Source organism: Syntrophomonas curvata (assembly GCF_052976825.1).
Map to the genome: position 1 here is coordinate 698,929 of NZ_CM129641.1, position 20,580 is coordinate 719,508.

Consider the following 20,580-nt stretch of genomic DNA (forward strand, 5'->3'; position numbering starts at 1 on the left):
GATATTGCTTCATTATTTTTCCCTTGGTAAAAAGCATTGAGCTACTCGAAAAATTTATTTAGATTCCAAGCAATGAACCTATTGTTCGAAGATTCATAACCGCCTCCAAGCAAACCCTAAGCAGCTTGTAGGTAAACATCATGGACGCTTCTTGCCGTGCTATTCTCGATAATAAGTACCCGATAATGCTTAATAAGGCAGTTGCATCAAAAAAACTTGATTCTATTGACTATTTTCCAGATCGACGTCTCCAGTTTGAAAGTAAAGACAGCTATCTTGGAAATTAACTCGATATTCCTCAAGACGACTTTTATCGAGATTGTATTTATCAGCAATACACTCCCACCATTGTTTATATTTTTTTTGAGTTTGGGCCAAATCAGAAACTATCCTTTCAAACATATTACTGTTTTCTTGGAACAGATCATTGCTGGCGGCCAATGTTAGGCTCAAACCATGCAATGAATTCATCCTTTCAAACAATGATTCAATTTCGTCCTTTTCAGTTTCGAGTATAGGCAGAATCTTTGTCATATTCATTTAACCATCACTCCTTAGCAGTTTTTTAAATTATAGGGATTGAACTCTAGTTTACTTATTATTAAGTCCACTGGATCAGCATAGCTAAGCTCTGATAAATTCAAGCTTTCGGGCAAATGCACCTCTTCGTCCCTCATTTTATCGGCTAATAACAAACTCATTTTTCTTTCCAGGTGACTTTTCTTGCATTGCAATGATGATGGAATGTTGAATTCGTTGGTTCTTGTTTTGTTTAAGAAAACACATCTGCTGCAGTGAAAGGCATCGCATTGGGAGCAGTATGGTGCATTCTTTAACTCAAACAGTGCTCTATTAACTGATATTCCTTCACCCAACGAACCCACGGCAGAATTGGGGTCAGCGAAATAGAAGGCAGGGCATATGTATATTTTCCCATTTGGGGCAACGGCATAATTATAGTTGCCAGCTTCACAGTTATCCATTTTATTCAAAAAGATTCTGTCGGTAAGTACGTTAACTTCTTTTATTTGGCCGGTTTTATAGTAAGGCACAAGTAAATCTATGATCTGGCGCAGTTGTTCTTCATATGCTTCCAGATTGAATTCATTACTCGATATATACAGATTAATATTTATTCTCGAATTATCTGGCAGTAATTGTTTTACATCTTTGGCCAAATCAAAAATATGGCTTTCATCTAGGGTTAGGATGCAGTTATCGTTTTCTGATCCGGTATTCTTTAAGACTCCGTGTTCAAAAACCGATATGGTTCTGCCCGGAGCCTTTAATAACTCTTTTTTGTCATAACTGACGATTTCAATTCTTTCATTCTTTGAAAAACTATTTAAATCTTCTAGGACATTATTTTTAGAATGTAAAATGACGGGAGTGAAAAAGTATTCTTCCGCAAACTTAAAGGCTTGGCTCAGGATATCTTCGTTCATAGGACTTCCGCCTATTGGCCTGCTTTGATAATTGCAGTGCTCTACCGCGTCATCGGCCATAATAAAATAGAGGTATCTCTTACGAGGCGTCCCAATGATCTCTTTCTTTATACCGCAGTCCTTTTCCAGCCTTCCCCAATAATAGTTGTTGGCTCGGCAACGGGCCTTATGCATTTGGCAAATATATTTGGCTCTGCGGTAGTTGGTACCGCTTCCTGACAAATCGTAGTTATTGGCCTGGCACCAGGCACAACCACCGGCAACTTCACAATCCAGGCATTCCTCATCACTTTGAGTCCTGGCGTTTAAGGCCAGGAACGGCCTGATTTTATCAAAGTCTATTCCATCCCTTATATTTCCAATAAGGTACGGCTTCTCATTGGTTAATGAATAATCCATATATCTCAGACATGGATAGAAATTACCGTCAGCATCAACGGCAATCATTCTCCCTGAGCCACAATGATTGCGATCCAAGCTCTCATCGTTATTCGGATAACCAAGCTTTTCGTCAAAAAGGGAACAGTCCACTTCATTCCAAAGCCTGTGCTCTAAAATATAGTCGGCCAGTTCCCGTAATTGATTTTCAAATAGTACATCGTCACCTTCCTGCCACACATCCTCAAAAACGACATTGGCAGGAACGTTCTTTATACCCAAATTCCATAAATGGACGATGCTTTCTTTTAAATAGGGAATATCCTCATGGCCGATGGTTACTTTAGTTATTGCATCAGGCATCTCCTCCAGCCATAAAGGGATGTTTTTTGCCACATCATCATAGGAGCCCCGTCCATTCACATAGACCCTTTGCAGATCATGCTTGGCCTTGGTGCCGTCAATGCTAATTCCTACATTGAACTTTTTAGGGTTCTTTTTGATAAATCTTCGTACATTGTCTTTATGGTAGAGGGTGCCGTTGGATGAGATGCTGAATCGATAGGCATTGAACCACGGATGGTTCTTTTTGTAGGTCTGGATTTTAATATAATCGGTTATCTGATTGATCAAGTCCATTTCTAATAATGGTTCACCACCAATAAATTCCCATATAACCGCATCGGCATTAAAAAGATCCGGGTTATCTAAAAAGAAATCTACCGCTTGTTTAGCCATGTCTAAACTCATAGCCTTTTTGTTATTCTTGTGGACTTGATAACAATATTTACATCTTAGATTACAGTCTTCGGTTACTACAAATGTTATATTATAAGGAGCTTTATAACGCCAACTGGAAATTCCTTTGCCGATTTTGTATTTAGGTAAGTCCAAAAAATCCCACTCCCTTCTTTTTCATGATAATGTAATAATTTAGTTAATATAACTATTTATATAAATAATAACATTGCAACCATATAATTACAATTAGCGTCTGTTAATTGTACGGTTATCTTTCATAAAGGGGGAGGGAAGCAATGTATAATAAAAGCGGTATAATTTACTCAGCACTAAAGGTAAGAACTGTTAGCATTATCGAAGATTCGGACAAAACGTTAGAAGAAATATATAATGAACGTCCAGAGCTCAACGGAATAACGCCGGAGCGAGGATAAATTTATAATGAATTCGTGCACAGAAATTATGTGAGCAGGTATGTCCGTTAAATGCGCATTTCTCATTATTTACATACAATACGCAGATAAACAGAAATTTAGAGGAGGCAGGAGGATGTCATTTTCGGAAATCAGTATTTATCAGGTAAAGCCAGATAAAACGAATGAGTTTGAAGCTATTATGAAAGACGCTGTTCAAATGATGAAAGTAATAGACGGTTGTCAATTTCTTCGACTTATACAGCGCACACACTATATAAAGGATATGAAAACTATTAAGGATGGGCTTCAACCCGACAAACTTACTCGTATTGTAAAGTGTGTTCGCTATGCACTCTACTGGTAATTCGATACAGATAAAAATTATGGTAAAGCTCAAAAACAGTTGTATGAAACTCATTGGAAAGCGATAGAAAAGTGCTTGATTGTTCCGCATGATAAAATCCTAGGTGAAGTAATCATGTAACAGTACAGGACCGACAAATTCTAATTTAGCGGGCAAGTAACTTTCTATAAGGAGCATAATGAGAAGCGTACAAGTTCCGGTTTGCAGAGGGATTATAAAACCGACCCAAAGGAGCAAAGAATGGATTTTGATATAAACACTTGGATGAAAGGATTTTTAGGCGGGCTGAAAGTTCTGTTCGGTCCTCGCCTGCTGTTTGCCGGGCTTCAGGGAAGCTATGGACGGGACGAGGCAACAGCCGGCAGCGATATTGACGTGGTTGTCATACTGGATCAGGTCACCCCGGGAGATCTAAAAGCCTACGGCGCTATGCTGGACACCCTTCCGCAGCGGGAGAAAGTCTGCGGTTTTATCTCCGGCCGGCAGGAACTGCTGAATTGGGAACGCTCCGATCTGTTCCAGTTCTATCATGACACCACGCCGGTTTTCGGAAGCATTGATTTTCTGCTGCCGCAGATCAATCAGGAGGATATTCACCGCGCCATCAGCATCGGGGCCTGCAACATCTACCACCTGTGCGGCCATAACCTTGTGCATGAGAAAGACGCGGAGATATTGAAAAACCTTTATAAATCAGCCGCTTTTACCGTGCAGGCGGTCTATTATGACCAAACCGGCGCCTACATAAAGCAAAAGGCGGAGCTGATCCCCTTGCTGCAGCCCCGGGAACGGGAGATTTTGCAGACCGGCATCACCCTCAAGCAGCAGCCGAATATGGCGCGGACTGAATTTGAACGGCTCTCCGGTCTTCTGCTCAATTGGGCGGCGGGGCTGATCATTGCGTACAAGACTGAGTGAAAATGAGACGGAATCAGGATCTCAGAGGTGTTTTCGATGAATATTGTACAAGTTACCGAAAATAAAAAAGTATATATTGACCTATTGTTGCTGGCGGATGAGCAGGAGGACATGGTAGACAAGTATCTGGAGCGCGGCGAAATGTTTGTTTTGCATGACGATGGAGTTAAAGCCGAATGCGTGGTCACAAAAGAAGCGGATGGAACTTATGAAATAAAAAACATTGCGGTCCAACCGGATTGCTAGCGAAAAGGCTATGGAAATGCCCTGATTGAGTTTCTGTTCTCCCACTACGTCGATTGCCGCGTTATGCTGGTAGGAACAGGCGACAGCCCTAACGCTCTGGATTTTTATGGGAAGTGCGGCTTTACGAAATCCCATCGTGTGAAAAATTTTTTCATTGATCATTATGAGCAGCCCATCTATGAAAATGGAAAGCGGCTTGTCGATATGATTTATTTGAAAAGGGAACGATAAATCCAAGCCTTAAAGTTTCCAATTATTATATGGAAAACCATTGAGGTAATTTTATGGTTATAAAGCGGGCAACGATTCAAGATCCGAAAACGATAAGCCGTATTCATGCTTACAGTTGTAAAAGCGCTTATAAGGGCATGCTTCCCCAACAGTATCTGGATGAATTGCCAGATGATTTTTGGGTAAATGCTTTTAAAGGCTGGATTGAGGCTGACACCGTAACCGTGCTGCTTATTTATGACCAAGAATCAGCCGTTGGCTGTATTGCCTACGGAAAATCAAGAGATAAGAAATTGCCTGGATGGGGAGAAATTGTTTCGATTTATCTTTTGCCGGAGTACTTTGGAAAAGGATATGGGCATAAACTTTTGCAAGCCGCCCTGGATGATCTGAAAATTGCTGGGTATAACAACGTTTATTTATGGGTTTTAGAGAATAACGAAACCGCCAAAAAATTCTATGAGCGAAACGGCTTCACGTTCAATAATGATAAATACTCCTTTGAAATAATGAAGGAGCCTTTCGAAGATATGCGTTATGTTTTTAGTTTCAATAGCGCTCAAATATAAACATGCTTGGAAATCAATGAAGCTGCGGGGAGAAGGGTAGGAATAATCAAAATGAAAAACTGGTTTACACTCGATCAAATTGATACAGATACTCATATTATCAGCGAATACCGCCATTGGGAGGAAACGCACTGCTACCTGCTTGAAGGTGAAGATCGGTGCTTGCTCATCGACACCGGGCTCGGCATCTGCAACATCTCCGAAACAGTGAAAAAGCTGACGGACAAGCCGGTAATTGCTGTGGCAACACACATCCATTGGGATCATATCGGCGGGCACGAATACTATCCGGATTTCTACGCGCATGAGGCAGAACTAAACTGGCTGAACGGTGAATTTCCTCTGACAATGGATACTATCCGGGATATGGTCATAGACCGCTGTGATTTGCCGGAGGGTTATGACGTCAACACTTACAAGTTCTTTCAGGGGATACCAACGCGGATACTACGTGATGGTGATACCATTGATCTGGGTGGGCGCGTGATTACTGTACTGCATACGCCGGGGCACTCTCCGGGGCATCTGTGTTTTTGGGAGCCGCAACGTGGATACTTATTTACCGGCGATCTTGTCTACAAGGACACACTGTTTGCGTACTACCCCTCCACCGACCCGCAGGCATATCTCGCTTCGCTTGAAAAGATTGTGCTGCTGCACGTGAAAAAAGTATTTCCGGCTCATCACAGCTTGGACATTCAGCCGGAGATTCTGCTCCGTATGCGAGATGCTTTCCGGCAACTGAAAGTCGACGGCAACCTGCATCATGGCAGCGGCGCCTTTGATTTTGGCGATTGGGCTGTCTGGCTGTGATGATGTAAATTCCAATTTATAGGTGGAGCAGATGAAAGACCTGAAAAATATGAGCTTGGAAGAGTTGTGGAAGCTATTCCCCATCATTTTGAGAGAGCATAACCCGGAATATAGAATGATATTTACCGCATAAACCACATCGGAAGCACCTCGGTTGCAGGGCTTGCCGCCAAGCCTACCGTAGATATTCTGCTTGAGATTAAGGACGGGTACGATGCCGATGAGATGATCGGATTGCTGCAAAATAACGGCTGGATTTTGATGGCGCGGGATGAAGGCACAAAGGATGCGCTTGATTTTAACAAAGGCTATACTCCCAAAGGCTTTGCTCAAAAGGTATGACGCAGCTTTTGCAGACCATAGCCAGGGTAAGGCGGCAAAAAGGCGGCGATTGGCAGATGCCAGAAGCCGTCTTTTGCCGTAAAATATAGTTGTGGGTAGTCCATAAAAAAATGTGGGCTCTGCATTTTCACGGAACCCACACATATTTAACAACTACCACGTCGCCAGAATGTCTCCAAGAATGGTTATTAGGTAAACACACCATCCGTGACACTGCGGAAAAATTAATCCTCCGATGCAAAAACGCTCGTCGGGTTAACACTCTCACCATCGACTCTCAACTCAAAGTGTAGATGATTGCCTGTTGATTCGCCGGTCGAGCCAACATAACCGATAACGTCGCCTTGTTGCACGGTATCTCCCTCTGCAAGTCCTTCTGCAAATCCAAACAATTGCGAGTAAAAAGTCTGAATATCGCCGCCGTGATTCAAAATGACATAATTACCATCTGTTTCATTATCTCCTATCTCGACGACTGTTCCCTTATCGGCGGTAAGTACAGGTGTGCCTTCAGGTGCCGGAATATCAATCCCGTTATGAAACACCATTTCCTTCGTTATGGGATGCCAGGATGAACCATATGCAGCGGAAATACGATTATACCCCGTTACAGGCCACAGATATTTCCCGTCGATATTGCTATCGTTTGGCGCACTCATTTCCGGCGAGGAAGATTCTTCACCCGATAAATCAACAGCCGATTGTAGGCTATCATCCGTCGATTTCTCCATCGCTCCGGTTAACAAGACCACACATAAAGATGCACCAAGAACAATACATAATGTTGAAATAACTCTTTTTCTCCGATTTAGTAATCCATTTAGCTTAATCATCTGAATCCTCCTTGTCAAAACTTTCTTACTGCCTACTGCGTTCACAAGAGGTGGCGATAACCAAGACACATATCTAAGTACCGCTAAAAGCGCATCGGCGTAGTATGTATGTTCCGTAGAGTTGATATAGTGTAAAGTGGCATGGTCGTTCGCTTGCTCCATATCCTCTCGTATTTTATAAAAGCAGAACCAGAGAACAGGATTGAACCAGTGTATCGATTGTAAAACGACGAGTAAGATATTAAGAATATTATCGCGGCGTTTATAGTGCAATAGTTCATGTAACAATATATACCGGATATGCTCATCGTTCATGTCATTGATGTTTTCACCAAGCAGAATCACCGGTTGTAACAGACCGAACAACGACGGTGTTTTTACAATATCTTGTGTTATGATATCAGGCATGCGCCGGAGGTTCAATTCATCTGCGCATTGATGGAATATTCTTATAATCCGGCTATCGGCAGCATGGCTTGATGTCCTAAGTTTTCGGCGCAAGAATAGTGAACCGAGAAAGAACCAGCATAATGTAAGCATTGCGCCGCCCAACCACACATATGGCAACACCGATATTGTTGGAGTGTCTGATTTTGGTGATGGATATTCAGCCGCCAATTCTGGGGTTGTTTGCGTCACGTTTTCATGTGTGATAATGTCGTCGGGGATGGATACAGGCGGCGTATAGGACACAATCGGCGTAACCGGGTGTTGTGATATCCAATTAAACAGGCTTAATTCGCTTGGTGGGCCAATAGGGATAAGCAATTTTAGGATAAGAATCATCCACAAGCCAAGCTGCCATTTTGCGCTGATTTTACCAAATAGCGCCTGTTTGATTGCAAGTAGTATAAGCCCGACAATTCCGCCATAAAGTGATGCTGTTAGAACGGCATTCCACAGCGCGCTCATATTTTTTTCTCGCTTTTAAGCAGGGCTTGTAAGTCTGCAAAATCTTCCTCTGTTAGTTTTTGCTCTCGAACAAAAGTGGCAAGCATCATTTTCATGGAGTTGTCATAAACCCGCTGCAAAAACGATTGGTTCTCTGCTGCCATGTACTGTTCACGACTTACCGCCGCACGGTATAAGAACATCTTGGGGTTTGTCTTGTCTGCCGTAACCGCAGCCTTGGATACGAGTCTTGTTATCAGAGTCTGTATGGTTTTGGGCTTCCAGTCCGTTGTTTTCAACAATGCATCAATAATTTGCGTACTAGTAGCGGTCTCTCTTTCCCAAAGAATCTTCATGACCGCAAGTTCTGCTTCCGATATTTTCGGAATCACAATATATCGCCCCCCTTGATTACATCTGTAAGTCTAATGTGATATTACACCCGTAATCCAAGCTTGTCAACACAAGCAGTTCCCAAACCCGGAATCAGGACTTGGTGTCGCAACAGTAGCTCCCGTATAATAATCTACCACTTGGTGAGTTTCCCGGGGCCGGAGAGCCAGGCATGCCGATGATGGTATAGCCCACTGCAGAAGGGTCTGTTGCACTAACAGCCCCAAAAAACAGCAAAAGGCGGCGACTGGCAGATGCCAGAAGCCGTCTTTTGCCGTAAAATGCAGGATTCGAGAGTGAAGGAAACTATACCTGTTGCGAGGAGAACGGACAGATGGCCTTCATCAAGCCCGCCAACCATGACCAGGCCAAGACCAGGAAATACAAAAGCGACATCGGCAAACGGGAGAACATGCCTTACGATGCCGAAAATGACGCCTACATCTGTCACGCAGGTTATCCGATCCAGGCTGCGTATGAGAAAAAAACCAAATCAAAGACCGGATACCCCCTCGTGATCACCGTATATTCCTGTACCCACTGCGATGGATGTCCGCATAAGACCAAGTGCATCAAAGAAGCAAGACACCGCTGGAGGAGCGCAGTAAGAACCTTTATGTCTCTAAGAACTTTCAGAGACAACGTATGGAGATGGAAGCCCGGATCAATACCGACGAAGGCATTCTTTTAAGGGTAAACCGTTCCATTCAGGTCGAGGGTGCCTTCGGCGTTCTGAAACAGGACATGAGCTTTCGGCGTTTTCTCCTGCGAGGCCAGGTAAAAGTGCAGACAGGAGTTCCTGTTGCTGGCCAGTGCATTAACATAAACAAACTCCACTTAAGTTTCCTATAGACGTAAGAACTCTCTCTGTTTTATCTATTTTTGTATGTCGCGATTCTTATGAATAACTTAAATTCGGATTATCGGCTTCTTGTTTTATTTGTAAATAATTTCAATTAGGTTACCTATTCTCTCCTTCACAAGGAGAGAATAGGTTTGTTCAACAGATTCTGCAAAAATTTTTGGCTTATTAATAATTCGTGTTTACAAGTTAAGCAATTTTTTATCTTTATGAATAATAAAGCCTTTTGAGAATGGAGTGGATTTTAGCGCCTTTGTTTTTTAGAAAACGCAAAAAAATGTCAATGAAAGTGTTGCAAAATACCTCCTGAATTGTCTTATACATATGAAAGGAATAGTCTATTTTAAAACCTTGTAAAAATGGTACTAAGTCAGAAGATTAGACAATCATTTAAGATAATCGAAAGTTTATCAAGACGTGCTATAAAAAGTCAATAGGTTAAAAAAGTTCTTTGACAATCACATAGAGATTCCGGTTACCCATTGGGGTTTGTGGGCGACCAGGTATAATTCGGGTCAAAGGGACGATTTTCTTTCCAAAGAGAATAGATCAAATGCACCAAACGCCGCGCTACAGCTCCGGTAGCCACACTCGAATGCTTGCCCTGGCTGCACTTCAATTCGTAAAAAGCTTTCCGTTCCGGATTGAATCTGCGGGCCGAAACGGCAGCCAGCCATAGGCTGTTGCGTAAAACAGGGGAGCCCCGTTTAGACATCCGATTACGGGTGCCCTCAAACTGACCCGAAGAGCGAACCGTAGCATCAATACCGGCATAAGCCACCAAAGCCTTGGCATTAGGGAATCGACTAATATCGCCCACCTCGCCAATGATGGCAGCAGCCAGTACAGGACCGATGCCAGGAATGGTCTCCAGAACATGGCGGTAAGGCGTATCAGGGCTGGGGCGCATTTCCTCCATGACCTGGTTGATGGCTTCCTCAATGACAGCGATCTGATCTTCAATGAATTCAACCTGTTCAACCATAAGGCGGAGTTCTAGAGTAAAAGCGTCCAAGGCCAGGTTAATCCCAAACGTACCCTTGGCCAAAGCCTGAATCTGTTCAGCCCGTTCTGCACCGAGGCGGCCGCGGGAGTGCTGCTTAAGAAAGCCAGTCAATTCTGAGATATCCAACTCGGCGATTTCCTCGGGTTCACAATAGCGCTTAAGCAATTCCTTGGAAGTGCGAATAAAGACATTAGAAAAGCACTTGGGGTATTCAGGAAAGATCCGGTCGAGGATACCAAGCACCCTGTTCTTTAAAGCGCCGATCTGGTGCACAAATTCAATTCGAATACGAGAGAGGGTTTGCAGCTTCATTACCGTTTCCGAAGCCAGATTGGCTTCAGGGGCAAGACCAAGACGCAGCATCTCAGCCAGGAGCAAAGCATCCTTCTCATCAGTTTTGATTTTGCGAATGTAGAGATTGCGCAGGGCATCAGACTGAATAGGATTAATAACGCTAACCTTATAGTCCAGCTCCTTAAGATGGCAATAGAGAGCTAACCAGTAATGCCCGGTAGCTTCCATGCAGAACCGAACTCCATCAGGAGCAACTTCTAAACCATTGATCGCTTGCAAAAGCTTTTCAAACCCCTTGTGAGTATTCTCGATAAAAATCTGCAAAACCGGTTTACCTGTCTCATCAACCAGGCAAAGCTCGTGACGGTGCTTGGCGATGTCAATACCTGCATAGAACATACTAACCCCTACTTTCACAAAATACGGCAGGTTCCCTTTAGCCCCTACGAGCCTCAACCTTGCGCGTAACTCGCAGCATGCGGCAAGCCGCATCAACAACGTGCTCATTCGAGTCCTCTCGTACGGGTGGGGCTTCACTCTTAATTTCGGGACAGAGCAATACTTCCCAAGGAGGACCTTCGAAGCCCCCTGCCTTTACGAGAATATTTATCCGAGTTACCCCGGAATTCCTATGTGATTGTCAAAAGAACTAAGCTTTTTGATTTAAGTACGTCTAACTACAATGTACAAGGAGGTGTAATATTCTGGCAAGGCATATCCTATTCGAACTCAGCAGTGGCAGTGTTTAAATATTGGCACCATACTTTCTCGTTCTGACCGAATTTCAAAAAATCTTTGAAAGATGTGAATTCTAATAAATGTAATATTTTATGTGAAGACAAATACTCTTTTGAACCCTTGTAAAGGCAGTAGAAATAGGAGGTGAACACTCAGGCTATCGGGGGTATTTTAAAAATAAAACGGATACAGATAAAGGAGGTATAAAATCTTGGATAAAAAAAAGTTTATAATTGCCGTATCCCTTTCATTCTTAATTTGCCTCAGCTTATTTGCGTTTAAGAGCAGCGCGATGCAAAAAATCCTATTGTATATAAACGGTGAAGAATTTACCGACGCCTCTCCGGTTATCATCGATGATCGCGTGTATGTGCCGGTCAGAAGTATTGCGGAAAAGCTAGGCGCTGAGGCCAATTGGGATGAAGAAAAACAAGCGGTGCGTATTGACAGCGATATCAAGCTCATTGCTTCGATACCGGAGGAAAAAATATACTTGTACGCTTTAAACAAGGAAGAGGACCAGTTATTACGGGCTGAAATGTACAAAGGACTAATCCTGAGCGTTAACGGGAAAAAGCAGGTTTTTGACTGGGAGACTATCGCCATGATCGAAGATTTGCCTCAATTAAGCTATGTGGATTTAAACGGGGATAATAAAAAAGAAATCGCGGTCATCTTAAGCCGGGGGAGAGGAACTGGCATAATTCATCAAACCGTTCATGTCATCAACCCGGAAAACTTTACGGAATATAAAGTGGAAAATCCGCTGGATATCATTAAAGATAACGTTGAAGACCAGATCATATCCGACAGAGAAGTGAAGGTAATAATAAACGGTGATGTTACCGATGTAAACCTGAACGACTTTCCTAAAGCAATGGCGGAAAGATACCCCAAAACCATATCAAATATTTACTATGAAAATTTTACAGAATATCAAATTACCAATACTGATTATATATTAAGAGCTATGATAGGAGCTGAAGTGGGTCCCACAAAGTATGTTGGATTTATTACGATTGACTATTCTTTCCAAGAGGGGGAATTTAAAGCTGATAAAATATCATTTGCGGAATACCCAAGCAATTCCTGAAGTAAAGAGGAAACGGCTTCAAACCGAGGCTTCTCGACGAGTTCTATTTTTACTAATAACATCAAGGGGCTGCTCTGTTTAAGACAGCCTCTTGATGCGGAGTTGCGGGCTAGCCCTCGTTATAGAACCAGTGGTCCCCTATTTTTATTTCATCTACTGCCCAGGAAGGTAGCCCTTTGGAAAAATACAACCTATTTCCGATAGGGTTGTATTGTGTTGTAATGTTTGAAGCAATGTAGAGGCTTTCAGCCCACGCGGTCGAATTTAAAGTCGGTTTTCTTGCCATCTCTGTTGTCATGCCGCGAAACTGGCCACGTGCTAACAATACTGCTTCAAAAGTACTTCCACCAAAACCGCCATTATTTCTTCGGTTTAGTGCTACATGCCCGACCCCTTGCTTGCCTACATATGCCTGATCAGCGGCTTCACTATAGATCATTCTTGCCAGCAAATCCACGCTGTCTCTTCCTACGAACTCTGTAAAATCCCATATATCTGTTCCTATGTTTTCTAACGGTTCACCATATGGATAACTCATTTCAATTCCTCCTAGCATTAAGTTTTGTGAATTTTCTTTACTCCAGCGGCAGGAGAAAATATAATATCAACTGCAATTTCCTGCTTTTGGGTAATGGTGATTGCTGGTCCTGGATAAGGCTCTACTTGCCGGTGGGCTTGTCCAGGACAAAATGTTTTTTCAACTTGTTTAACGCTCGTGCTTTCATCTGATGCACCGCCGGTTGCGAAATTCCCAATCTTGTAGCGGCCTCGTTCTCCGGTCGTCCTTCCAGGACTGTTGCCGTAATGACTTTTTGTTGCTGGGGCGTCAGCAGCGAGAGCGCTTCCTGAAGAAATATCGAATTCTCCACTTCTAAAAAGATGTCATTGGCGTCGGCTATGGTATCGAGCATATCCGTCACCTCATCTTCATAATCCTGACTCATTGGGCTGTTGAGGATTAGTGGTTCATGTTCCCGTAACCGCTTGTACTTCTTAGCCAGTCTAATGGCTTCGTGGTTCAAGCCGGTTATAAACCAAGCCAGTATGCGGGCTTCCTCAAGGTTATTGTCATAAGTGCTAAGTATAGGGAATCATCCCTGTCCACCTCCTTTCGGCCTGTCTATTTCGCCCTCTGCTATATAAAGAGAAAATAGGGGGTCATTTTAATAACCCTCTATCACAGATTTTTTATTTATTTTTCTGATTTTTATCCGGTTGAACTGAAAAACTTTTTTATCTTTTTCTCGCATGGCGTTCGGCTGGGTAACGATGAATTGCTTCTATAATCCAAATTGTTAAATCTGACGTGGCTTCGTCGTAACCTAACCAGTGGCTATGCTTCCTCACAAGCGGAGCAAAACGGTCAACAACTTGTACTGTGGCTTCGGCATCACCGCTTTTGGCCTTAGCAATCAACTCCCGTAATTTCGGCTCATGCTTCATTTTTTATCCCCCTTTTAAAAAGTAAAAAGGCCTACCTCATATTATTGAAGGGCAGGTCTTGATACTGGCAACATGTAACTAAGCTGTAGTAACGCTAAGCACTTCAGGATAGCTTTTCACTCAAAATTTTTAAATTACCCCCTAAGTTCTTTTTACCATATAAAGACAATCTATAAAGATTTTTGCAACATATACTTTTGAAATATCTTCGGTTCCAGACATTAGCTAATTTTCAAGATGCCCTTATTTTTGTCGCCAACTTCATGGGGAGGCGGAAATCTACGGCTTTAACCACGACCAAAGGGAAGTGCTGGAGGAACTTTTGTGCGGCGCATACGACCGGTATTTTATGGCCCTGATTGACGAAACAGTGAGTCCCAAAAAGCTACTCAAAAAAAGATCCCGTATCACTATCTAAGTGGTACGGGATCGCTATTTAATAGTATCTTACTCAGCCAATTGCAGGATAAAATCACACCTCAGAATATCAATTGAATCCAATGGTTGTATCGATTCTCAAAGAACCATGTTGACGTGGGCATCAAGCTACGCTGAAATCAGTTTGTATACTTAATCGCGTTTTCAATCGCATACTGCTGCGCATATGAGTCCTTCGGACAAATGATTGTAAGGTTCTCGCAACCATCGAACGCCGTTTTGCCAATAAAAGTCACGCTGGACGGAATGGTGATGGAGGTCAAGCCGGTGCAGTTAAAGAAGGCACTCGCATCAATCGAAGCAATGCTATCCGGGATGGTGATGGAGCGCAAGCTCTCGCAGTTCCCAAACAATACCTCGTTAATTGACGTTATCCCGCGGGGGAGTTCCACTGCGGTCAATTTTCTGCAATTTCCAAAGGCATCCTTTCCTATGGTTGTGATGGCGGCGGAAAGTTTGATGGAAGTCAAGCCGGTGCAATTAAAGAAGGCCCCATCCCCTATTTTGGTTACGCTCTCCGGCAGGGTGATGGTTTTAAGCTGGCTGCAATTTCCAAAAGCGCCAGCGTTTATTTCGGTAACGGTATCCGGTATGGTATAGGCGGTGTAGCTGGCCGGAACATAGCAAAGCAGTTTACCCTGGTGGATGATAACCGGCTCGGATATACCGGTACGATTAAAAGCGGCTCTACCAATTTGCGTCACGCTGGCCGGAATGGTGATGGTTTTAAGCTGCCCACACCCCTCAAAGGCGTAATCGCCAATGGTGGTTACACTGTCCGGAAGGGTCGCGGAAGTGAGGCTGCTGCAATTGGAGAACGCGTAGCCGTTTATAGTTGTCACGGTATTGGGTATAGTATAGCTGGTCATTCCGAGCGGCACATAGCACAACGTTTTTCCATCATTAATGATGACGGGAGAGGAAAGCTTGGTTCCCTCAAAAGCCCGGTTGCCGATGGAGGTCACACCGCTCCCCATCGTTGCCGAGGCTAAGCTGCCGCAGTTACTGAACGCTAAACTGCCGATGGAGGTTACGCTGTCCGGGATGATGACCGAGGTTAAACTGCTGCAATTGCTAAAGGCACCGTCGCCAATGGAAGTCACGCCCTCCGGGATGGTAATGGAGATTAAGCTGCTGCAACCACCAAAGGCAGCAGCGCCAATAGATTCCAATGTATCGGGAACCGTGACCGATGTCAAGCCGGTGCAATTCTCGAACGCACCTTCGCCAATGGATACGACCCCTTTAGGGATGTTCACTGCTGAAATGCCGGGGCGATGGCTGAAAGCCATACCCCCGATAGCGGTAATACCTAAATTATCAGGGATATTTACTACTATGTCAGCCTTTATGTTATCTGGTACCGAGTCACCGGCTTCAACCGGTTCGGCACCTGCGTAGCGTGTTAAAACGCCATTTTCAACCACAAAATCCCCTGTGTCGGTCCCTCCGGTGCAACCCGTGCTGCTTAAAGCAACAACCAGCACCGCCATCATGATTAACATGCCAACAGTTTTTGACACTTTCATCTCTGTTCCTCCTTCATACTTAGATTTAGAAGATCCTTAATAGCCCTGTTGTATTATAACAGCCAGTCAATATGTCACCGTGTCAGAATATACTGATTGACTTTCCAACAGAGTGCCGGAAACGTTATAAACTTTAGCGGTAGCGCATACCCGATAGGTGCCACGGACAACATAATAATCCTCTTCTATTCTGGCGAGGGAGGCTCCGGTCGATGACGCGGACCAAGACTTAATTGTGCTCCAGCCTCCGGATTTTTGCAATTCGACGGTCAGCTTAGTGGTGTGCGAGCTGTCGTAAGCAGAGGCTATTCCTACGCAGGTGGCTGTCCCTAACGAATTGATCTCTAGTCCCGGAGTTAATGTTGAAACGTAGGTGTATTGAGGCGTTATTACGCCTTGTATCCCCGCGTTTTGGGTCCCGTCAGCCGCGTAAGCCGGAACAGCTAAGAAAACGGTCATAAAGGCAAGAATACTAATGCTGATGAATTTTTTCATAAATCAAACCTCCTTTAAAATATCTTTCAACTAGAAAAGACAATCAAAGGAGGCTTTTGCAACACTATTTTTCTATTTTTTTTGGAATATTTTTAAGCTTAATCTAGATATTTCACTCCTTCGGCCATCTTTATCACCATGTCTTTCTCTATCTCTCCCCGAATCATGAACATACGATCTTCCATTGCCCAAATGATGGTCACCAGAGAGTTTTTCACCACCAGCGCTCCTTCATGCCCGTTGATGCTGACTGCTTCAAAGGCGGATGCGTTTTCCGTATCCACTGTGGGCTTTGTGCCTTCGCTTAATTCTGTGTAAGTGATGATGGAGCCTTGCGGATTTTGAAATTCAATTGTTTTTATAAGTTTACCGTCAGAAATATCTCTGACTTCAAATCCTTCCGGTATATAGGTCGGGACATAAGCTTGGCGCCAGTCTAAGGTTGCACTGCCCCCCTCCGAATCGCTGCTGCTGTCCTTCAACTGAAAAGAGGTGTATTCCTGCTGAATATCCATTAGAAAATTCAACACCCTGACTCTAACTGCCTCCACGGTCATTACCGTGGTGCCTAATATAACCAGCATGATCAGCATGGCGACTGCCACTCTGTTTAAAGTCTGCCGAATGCGCCGCCGTTTGCCATAAACCTGCGACTTTTTTAGCTGCGCATCCAGTTGCTGACTGAATTTTTGGGTAGCCTCCTGAGAAGGCAGAAATTCCGGATCGTTTTTCAGCTTTTCTTTTTCCTCCAGGAAAAGCTGGCCTTCTTTCTCCGCAACGTCGTGCATGACCAATTTGAAGAGACTGTCTTCATATTCCTCATAAAGTTTTTGGCGAAGTCGTTCCGAACTGTTATTCGGCATGCTGATTCACCTCCTTATCCATGAGCTTTTTGGCTTCTCTCCGAGCTCTGGTCAGATACTGCCGAACACTGTCCGGATCGATTTTTAAAATCTCCGCTATTTCCCTATCATGCATTTCCAATATGTATTTGAAATACAACAGGTCTTTTTGCTTCTCCGGAAGCCTCAATATGGCATTCTCCATCCCTTTCATTTCTTCCTGACGGATAATCCGCTCTTCTATGGTACTCTCAAGGTCAGGCATCTTTTCTGTTAGATCCGTGTCTCCTCCATAATATGCATGCTTTCTCTGGACAATTTTATGTTTTATATGATTAATAGCCACGCTCCTAGAAGTATAGACAACATAAGCGGCCAATCTGCAACTTTCCAGCGTTCGAATTATAGATATTTTTTCAATTAATTTTATAAACGTATCGTTGACCAAATCTTCTACATTGTCCGCATCGTGGGTAATATTGTAAACCGTCTTTCGCACCAGACCATAATACTCATTATATAAATTTATCATGTAGGTCTTATCGTCATCGCCTTCCAGTGCGGTGATTATCATCATGATCACTTAAATTACCCCCTTATATTGATTATACAGGCAATTAAAAGAGAATCTTACGACAAAAATAAAAACATTTTGGAAGCCCAAGTATAACCTGAAAAATATTTCAGCGATAAATCTGATTCATTTGGTCCAAAAATTTAAAAAAGGACTTATGTATATGTTGCAAAATTTTCCATTAATTGTCTCTGTATAATGAAAGACATTTTAACTTAAATCCGTAAATAAGCATCAAAAGTTCGGGCTTATTAACCCAGATTTTTAAATTGTTAGGGGTGTCTTCTCTGGTTAGCTTCTTAAAAACCAAAAACCGTTGTTTCGGCGGTAGAATAATTAACGGGGAATAACTAACAAATGCCAAACGGCGGTTTTGGAATAAGAAATCAAAGCCGCCGTTTTCATTTTTAAAATAGGATTGCGGAGGATTTTAAGGTTCCCTTCTTTAAAGGACGGTGGCATTAGGAGGTTGCCGCCGTGCTGCTTGCTCTCTCTCGACATTATCAGGCAAGAGTTTAAACCCGACACGGCAATGAGCGACAAAAACGCTTTGTTTGCAAGCTTCCTAACAAAATGGCTGCAGGATGTTATCGGCAAAGTGGACGCTGACACCTACGCTCTCTACTTGTACGATACAAAAAACTTCATCATCCCTTACTTTAAGAATACCCCCATTACGGTAGCGAAAATAAAGACGGAGGATATAGAAGGCTACTATCAGTATGAGAGAACAGAAAATCGCACCTTAAACAATGCCCTGCTCCAATATCACGAGGTCATCAAGGAAGCCTTGGCATACGCCGTGGAGCTTGAACTGATCCGGGACAATCCGGCTGATAAAGTAAACCCGATCTCCGGCGAGGTGCAAATACTGTTTACCGACTTCCTGCTGGAATGGCTGGAGATGATCAAGCACAATGTGGAAATGACCACCTACGCCTCTTATGCTATGTGCATCAAGAGCCGCGTTATTCCTTATTTTAAGGAATTCAAGCTTACGTTGAAGGACGTGACCCCGAAACACATCCAGGACTATTATCAATACGGTCTGAACGTCGAAAAAGTAAGCGCCAATACCGTCATTCATCGCCATGCCAATATCAGAAAGGCACTGCAATACGCTTTCAGAACCGAGCTGATCGCCTTTAACCCGGCCGACCGGGTGGAGCGTCCCCGAAATGTTAAATACACCGCAGCCACCTATAATGACAAGGAGTTGGAAGCCCTATTCGCAATCGTCAAGGGAAAGAAGATCGAGCTGGCTGTCATCCTGGGCGCGTTTTACGGACTGCGCCGCAGCGAGATCGTCGGACTGAAATGGGACGCCATTGACTTCAAAAAAAAGACGCTGACCATCAAGCACACCGTAACCGAGGTAAGGGTGGACGGAAAAGCCATCATCGTGGAAAAGGACCGTGCCAAAACCAAGTCGAGCCACCGCACCTTGCCGCTGGTAGAGCCCTTTGAAAAGCTTCTCCGGCAGCTAAAGGAAGAGCAGGAGCGCGATCAAAAAGTATGCGGAAAAGCCTATTGCCGGGAGCATCTTGGCTACATTTACGTGAACGAGTTGGGAGAACGGGTCAAGCCGGGTTATATCACCCAGAATTTCGCGCTCACCCTGAAAAACCATGGCTTGAAAAAAATCCGTTTTCACGATTTGCGCCATAGCTGCGCCAGTTTATTGTACGCCAACGGCGTCAGCCTGAAGGAGATCCAGGAGTGGTTGGGGCACAGCGATATCTCCACCACCTCGAACATTTACACTCACTTGGATTTCAGCTCCAAGGTCGCTTCGGCCAACGCCATCATCGGCGTATATCCCTCCTGACATCCCTCCAAAGCGGGAGGAATGTCAGGCCAGAAGGGAGCTGAGAGCATTGCAAATTTGCGCTAAAATGGTTCGTGTGAAGGTATACCAGGCGGAAACGATAGGTGCCGCCAGAAAAGAAAAAAGCTCTCAAATCCGCTTGTACCGCGGCTTTAAGAGCGATTGATTCTGGTGCCGATGGCCGGAGTCGAACCGGCATGGAGGTTATCCGCCGCATTTTGAGTGCGGTGCGTCTGCCAATTCCGCCACATCGGCAAGTTTATTTCAATTTCCCTCTCCATAATCCATCTCTGGAATTTGGAGGGATATGGTGGAGGGATATGAAAAACCATAAAGACTATTCAATTATCAAGAACCCAGCAACCACGCGGGTTCAGGAGTCACCGACCGGTCGAAAAGGGCTTTTCACGCAGTAGATTTTGAGTCGCGCTCGTCTGCCAATTCCGACACTCTGGCTTATTTCATGCATAGTAAATTATAGCTGGCGAATTATTGCTTGTCAAGCTTAAGGCCCCTCATGGAGCTAGTCCGAGGAGCCTCAAGCGGTTTAAGGACAGGACAGAATCAAGGCGAAATCTTAAAAACCTCAGCAGGATTTGAATCCCGGATTGGTTTTCTTTTCAATTTTTGCTATGCCCAGGGTGGTTATTCCCCGGGCCAGAATAATTTTCTGCGCTTGGTCCACGCAGTCGCCCGCAAGCAGCAGGGAAATGCCGCATGAAGTACTGGCCTCGCGGGGTGTCGGGGCAATGATGCATTTTATCCCGGCTGCCTTCAGAGCCTTGTGGGCCCGAAGACCTTCATTATGGTTGGGGAACAGGATATAGTAATTATAGATTTTTTCTGTCATTTTAGTAT

Annotated in this window: 20 protein-coding genes, 1 tRNA gene and 2 pseudogenes; 9 read left to right on the forward strand and 14 right to left on the reverse strand. The window is 44.0% G+C overall.

Annotation, left to right across the window (positions count from 1 at the left end):
• Window positions 1-222: 222 nt before the first annotated feature.
• The gene (locus ACU70B_RS02925; protein WP_447184867.1) at window positions 223-540 is read right to left on the reverse strand and encodes a CXXX repeat peptide modification system protein; all 318 of its coding nucleotides are present in this window, start codon (window positions 538-540) and stop codon (window positions 223-225) included.
• Window positions 541-554: 14 nt separating this feature from the next.
• Window positions 555-2,717: a radical SAM peptide maturase, CXXX-repeat target family gene (locus ACU70B_RS02930; RefSeq protein ID WP_447184868.1), complete on the reverse strand. Its 2,163-nt coding sequence runs from the start codon at window positions 2,715-2,717 to the stop codon at window positions 555-557.
• A 396-nt stretch (window positions 2,718-3,113) separates the two neighbouring features.
• Between ACU70B_RS02930 and ACU70B_RS02935 the strand changes: the two genes are divergently transcribed.
• The 6 genes and pseudogenes from ACU70B_RS02935 to ACU70B_RS02960 all read left to right on the forward strand — a co-directional run bounded on the left by ACU70B_RS02935 (window position 3,114) and on the right by ACU70B_RS02960 (window position 6,463).
• The gene (locus tag ACU70B_RS02935; RefSeq protein ID WP_447184869.1) at window positions 3,114-3,344 is read left to right on the forward strand and encodes a hypothetical protein; all 231 of its coding nucleotides are present in this window, start codon (window positions 3,114-3,116) and stop codon (window positions 3,342-3,344) included.
• A gap of 240 nt (window positions 3,345-3,584) precedes the next feature.
• On the forward strand, window positions 3,585-4,262 hold the full coding sequence (locus ACU70B_RS02940) for a nucleotidyltransferase domain-containing protein (RefSeq protein WP_447184870.1): 678 nt from the start codon (window positions 3,585-3,587) through the stop codon (window positions 4,260-4,262).
• 36 nt (window positions 4,263-4,298) lie between these two features.
• Window positions 4,299-4,739 (forward strand): annotated as a pseudogene (locus ACU70B_RS02945) (GNAT family N-acetyltransferase).
• A gap of 53 nt (window positions 4,740-4,792) precedes the next feature.
• Window positions 4,793-5,308, forward strand: a complete 516-nt coding sequence (locus tag ACU70B_RS02950; RefSeq protein WP_447184871.1) for a GNAT family N-acetyltransferase — start codon at window positions 4,793-4,795, stop codon at window positions 5,306-5,308.
• Window positions 5,309-5,359: 51 nt separating this feature from the next.
• Window positions 5,360-6,121, forward strand: coding sequence for an MBL fold metallo-hydrolase (locus tag ACU70B_RS02955; protein ID WP_447184872.1), 762 nt, complete (start codon window positions 5,360-5,362; stop codon window positions 6,119-6,121).
• 138 nt (window positions 6,122-6,259) lie between these two features.
• A complete protein-coding gene (locus ACU70B_RS02960; protein WP_447185691.1) occupies window positions 6,260-6,463 on the forward strand; it encodes a GrpB family protein in 204 nt (67 codons plus the stop codon).
• Window positions 6,464-6,687: 224 nt separating this feature from the next.
• On the opposite strand, the gene ACU70B_RS02965 is transcribed toward ACU70B_RS02960, so the two are convergent.
• Together ACU70B_RS02965 and ACU70B_RS02970 are read right to left on the reverse strand one after the other, a co-directional pair.
• Window positions 6,688-8,208 carry a M56 family metallopeptidase gene (locus ACU70B_RS02965; protein WP_447184873.1) on the reverse strand — a complete coding sequence of 507 codons (1,521 nt, stop codon included), beginning with the start codon at window positions 8,206-8,208 and terminating at the stop codon, window positions 6,688-6,690.
• Window positions 8,205-8,579 carry a BlaI/MecI/CopY family transcriptional regulator gene (locus ACU70B_RS02970; RefSeq protein ID WP_447184874.1) on the reverse strand — a complete coding sequence of 125 codons (375 nt, stop codon included), beginning with the start codon at window positions 8,577-8,579 and terminating at the stop codon, window positions 8,205-8,207. Before ACU70B_RS02970 ends, ACU70B_RS02965 begins: the two co-directional genes overlap by 4 nt.
• A 281-nt stretch (window positions 8,580-8,860) precedes the next feature.
• Between ACU70B_RS02970 and ACU70B_RS02975 the strand changes: the two are divergent.
• A pseudogene (locus tag ACU70B_RS02975) lies at window positions 8,861-9,432 on the forward strand (transposase); the annotation flags it as partial.
• A 485-nt stretch (window positions 9,433-9,917) separates the two neighbouring features.
• Here ACU70B_RS02975 and ACU70B_RS02980 read toward each other — a convergent pair.
• Complete coding sequence (locus ACU70B_RS02980) at window positions 9,918-11,141, reverse strand: IS110 family RNA-guided transposase (RefSeq protein ID WP_447184875.1); 1,224 nt, start codon at window positions 11,139-11,141, stop codon at window positions 9,918-9,920.
• A 550-nt stretch (window positions 11,142-11,691) separates the two neighbouring features.
• Between ACU70B_RS02980 and ACU70B_RS02985 the strand changes: the two genes are divergently transcribed.
• Complete coding sequence (locus tag ACU70B_RS02985) at window positions 11,692-12,573, forward strand: copper amine oxidase N-terminal domain-containing protein (RefSeq protein ID WP_447184876.1); 882 nt, start codon at window positions 11,692-11,694, stop codon at window positions 12,571-12,573.
• Between the two features lie 109 nt (window positions 12,574-12,682).
• Here ACU70B_RS02985 and ACU70B_RS02990 read toward each other — a convergent pair whose 3' ends face one another.
• From ACU70B_RS02990 to ACU70B_RS03020, 7 genes are all read right to left on the reverse strand, one after another.
• On the reverse strand, window positions 12,683-13,111 hold the full coding sequence (locus tag ACU70B_RS02990) for a cell wall hydrolase (RefSeq protein ID WP_447184877.1): 429 nt from the start codon (window positions 13,109-13,111) through the stop codon (window positions 12,683-12,685).
• A gap of 121 nt (window positions 13,112-13,232) precedes the next feature.
• Entirely contained in the window at window positions 13,233-13,658 is a 426-nt protein-coding gene (locus tag ACU70B_RS02995; RefSeq protein ID WP_447185692.1) for a sigma-70 family RNA polymerase sigma factor, read from the reverse strand.
• A gap of 148 nt (window positions 13,659-13,806) precedes the next feature.
• The gene (locus ACU70B_RS03000; protein WP_447184878.1) at window positions 13,807-14,016 is read right to left on the reverse strand and encodes a helix-turn-helix domain-containing protein; all 210 of its coding nucleotides are present in this window, start codon (window positions 14,014-14,016) and stop codon (window positions 13,807-13,809) included.
• A gap of 557 nt (window positions 14,017-14,573) precedes the next feature.
• Window positions 14,574-15,983, reverse strand: coding sequence for a leucine-rich repeat domain-containing protein (locus tag ACU70B_RS03005; RefSeq protein ID WP_447184879.1), 1,410 nt, complete (start codon window positions 15,981-15,983; stop codon window positions 14,574-14,576).
• Window positions 15,984-16,049: 66 nt separating this feature from the next.
• A complete protein-coding gene (locus tag ACU70B_RS03010; RefSeq protein ID WP_447184880.1) occupies window positions 16,050-16,478 on the reverse strand; it encodes a hypothetical protein in 429 nt (142 codons plus the stop codon).
• Between the two features lie 98 nt (window positions 16,479-16,576).
• On the reverse strand, window positions 16,577-17,341 hold the full coding sequence (locus ACU70B_RS03015; protein WP_447184881.1) for a DUF4367 domain-containing protein: 765 nt from the start codon (window positions 17,339-17,341) through the stop codon (window positions 16,577-16,579).
• Entirely contained in the window at window positions 17,331-17,897 is a 567-nt protein-coding gene (locus ACU70B_RS03020) for an RNA polymerase sigma factor (RefSeq protein WP_447185693.1), read from the reverse strand. Before ACU70B_RS03020 ends, ACU70B_RS03015 begins: the two co-directional genes overlap by 11 nt.
• A 466-nt stretch (window positions 17,898-18,363) precedes the next feature.
• Here ACU70B_RS03020 and ACU70B_RS03025 point away from each other — a divergent pair, with 466 nt between their 5' ends.
• Window positions 18,364-19,722, forward strand: a complete 1,359-nt coding sequence (locus ACU70B_RS03025; RefSeq protein WP_447184882.1) for a site-specific integrase — start codon at window positions 18,364-18,366, stop codon at window positions 19,720-19,722.
• Between the two features lie 169 nt (window positions 19,723-19,891).
• Here ACU70B_RS03025 and ACU70B_RS03030 read toward each other — a convergent pair.
• Window positions 19,892-19,977, reverse strand: a tRNA-Leu gene (locus ACU70B_RS03030).
• A 331-nt stretch (window positions 19,978-20,308) separates the two neighbouring features.
• Window positions 20,309-20,572 carry a putative Se/S carrier protein gene (locus tag ACU70B_RS03035; RefSeq protein WP_447184883.1) on the reverse strand — a complete coding sequence of 88 codons (264 nt, stop codon included), beginning with the start codon at window positions 20,570-20,572 and terminating at the stop codon, window positions 20,309-20,311.
• Window positions 20,573-20,580 lie beyond the last annotated feature (8 nt).

What these genes read in the sequence shown, in the direction of transcription:
- ACU70B_RS03005 (WP_447184879.1), bottom strand. Translation starts at nt 15,983, where the DNA reads ATGAAAGTGTCAAAAACTGTTGGCATGTTAATCATGATGGCGGTGCTG.
- ACU70B_RS03000 (WP_447184878.1), bottom strand. Translation starts at nt 14,016, where the DNA reads ATGAAGCATGAGCCGAAATTACGGGAGTTGATTGCTAAGGCCAAAAGC.
- ACU70B_RS02990 (WP_447184877.1), bottom strand. Translation starts at nt 13,111, where the DNA reads ATGAGTTATCCATATGGTGAACCGTTAGAAAACATAGGAACAGATATA.
- ACU70B_RS03015 (WP_447184881.1), bottom strand. Translation starts at nt 17,341, where the DNA reads ATGCCGAATAACAGTTCGGAACGACTTCGCCAAAAACTTTATGAGGAA.
- ACU70B_RS03010 (WP_447184880.1), bottom strand. Translation starts at nt 16,478, where the DNA reads ATGAAAAAATTCATCAGCATTAGTATTCTTGCCTTTATGACCGTTTTC.
- ACU70B_RS02935 (WP_447184869.1), top strand. Translation starts at nt 3,114, where the DNA reads ATGTCATTTTCGGAAATCAGTATTTATCAGGTAAAGCCAGATAAAACG.
- ACU70B_RS02940 (WP_447184870.1), top strand. Translation starts at nt 3,585, where the DNA reads ATGGATTTTGATATAAACACTTGGATGAAAGGATTTTTAGGCGGGCTG.
- ACU70B_RS02955 (WP_447184872.1), top strand. Translation starts at nt 5,360, where the DNA reads ATGAAAAACTGGTTTACACTCGATCAAATTGATACAGATACTCATATT.
- ACU70B_RS03035 (WP_447184883.1), bottom strand. Translation starts at nt 20,572, where the DNA reads ATGACAGAAAAAATCTATAATTACTATATCCTGTTCCCCAACCATAAT.
- ACU70B_RS02980 (WP_447184875.1), bottom strand. Translation starts at nt 11,141, where the DNA reads ATGTTCTATGCAGGTATTGACATCGCCAAGCACCGTCACGAGCTTTGC.
- ACU70B_RS02925 (WP_447184867.1), bottom strand. Translation starts at nt 540, where the DNA reads ATGAATATGACAAAGATTCTGCCTATACTCGAAACTGAAAAGGACGAA.
- ACU70B_RS02965 (WP_447184873.1), bottom strand. Translation starts at nt 8,208, where the DNA reads ATGAGCGCGCTGTGGAATGCCGTTCTAACAGCATCACTTTATGGCGGA.
- ACU70B_RS03020 (WP_447185693.1), bottom strand. Translation starts at nt 17,897, where the DNA reads ATGATGATAATCACCGCACTGGAAGGCGATGACGATAAGACCTACATG.
- ACU70B_RS02950 (WP_447184871.1), top strand. Translation starts at nt 4,793, where the DNA reads ATGGTTATAAAGCGGGCAACGATTCAAGATCCGAAAACGATAAGCCGT.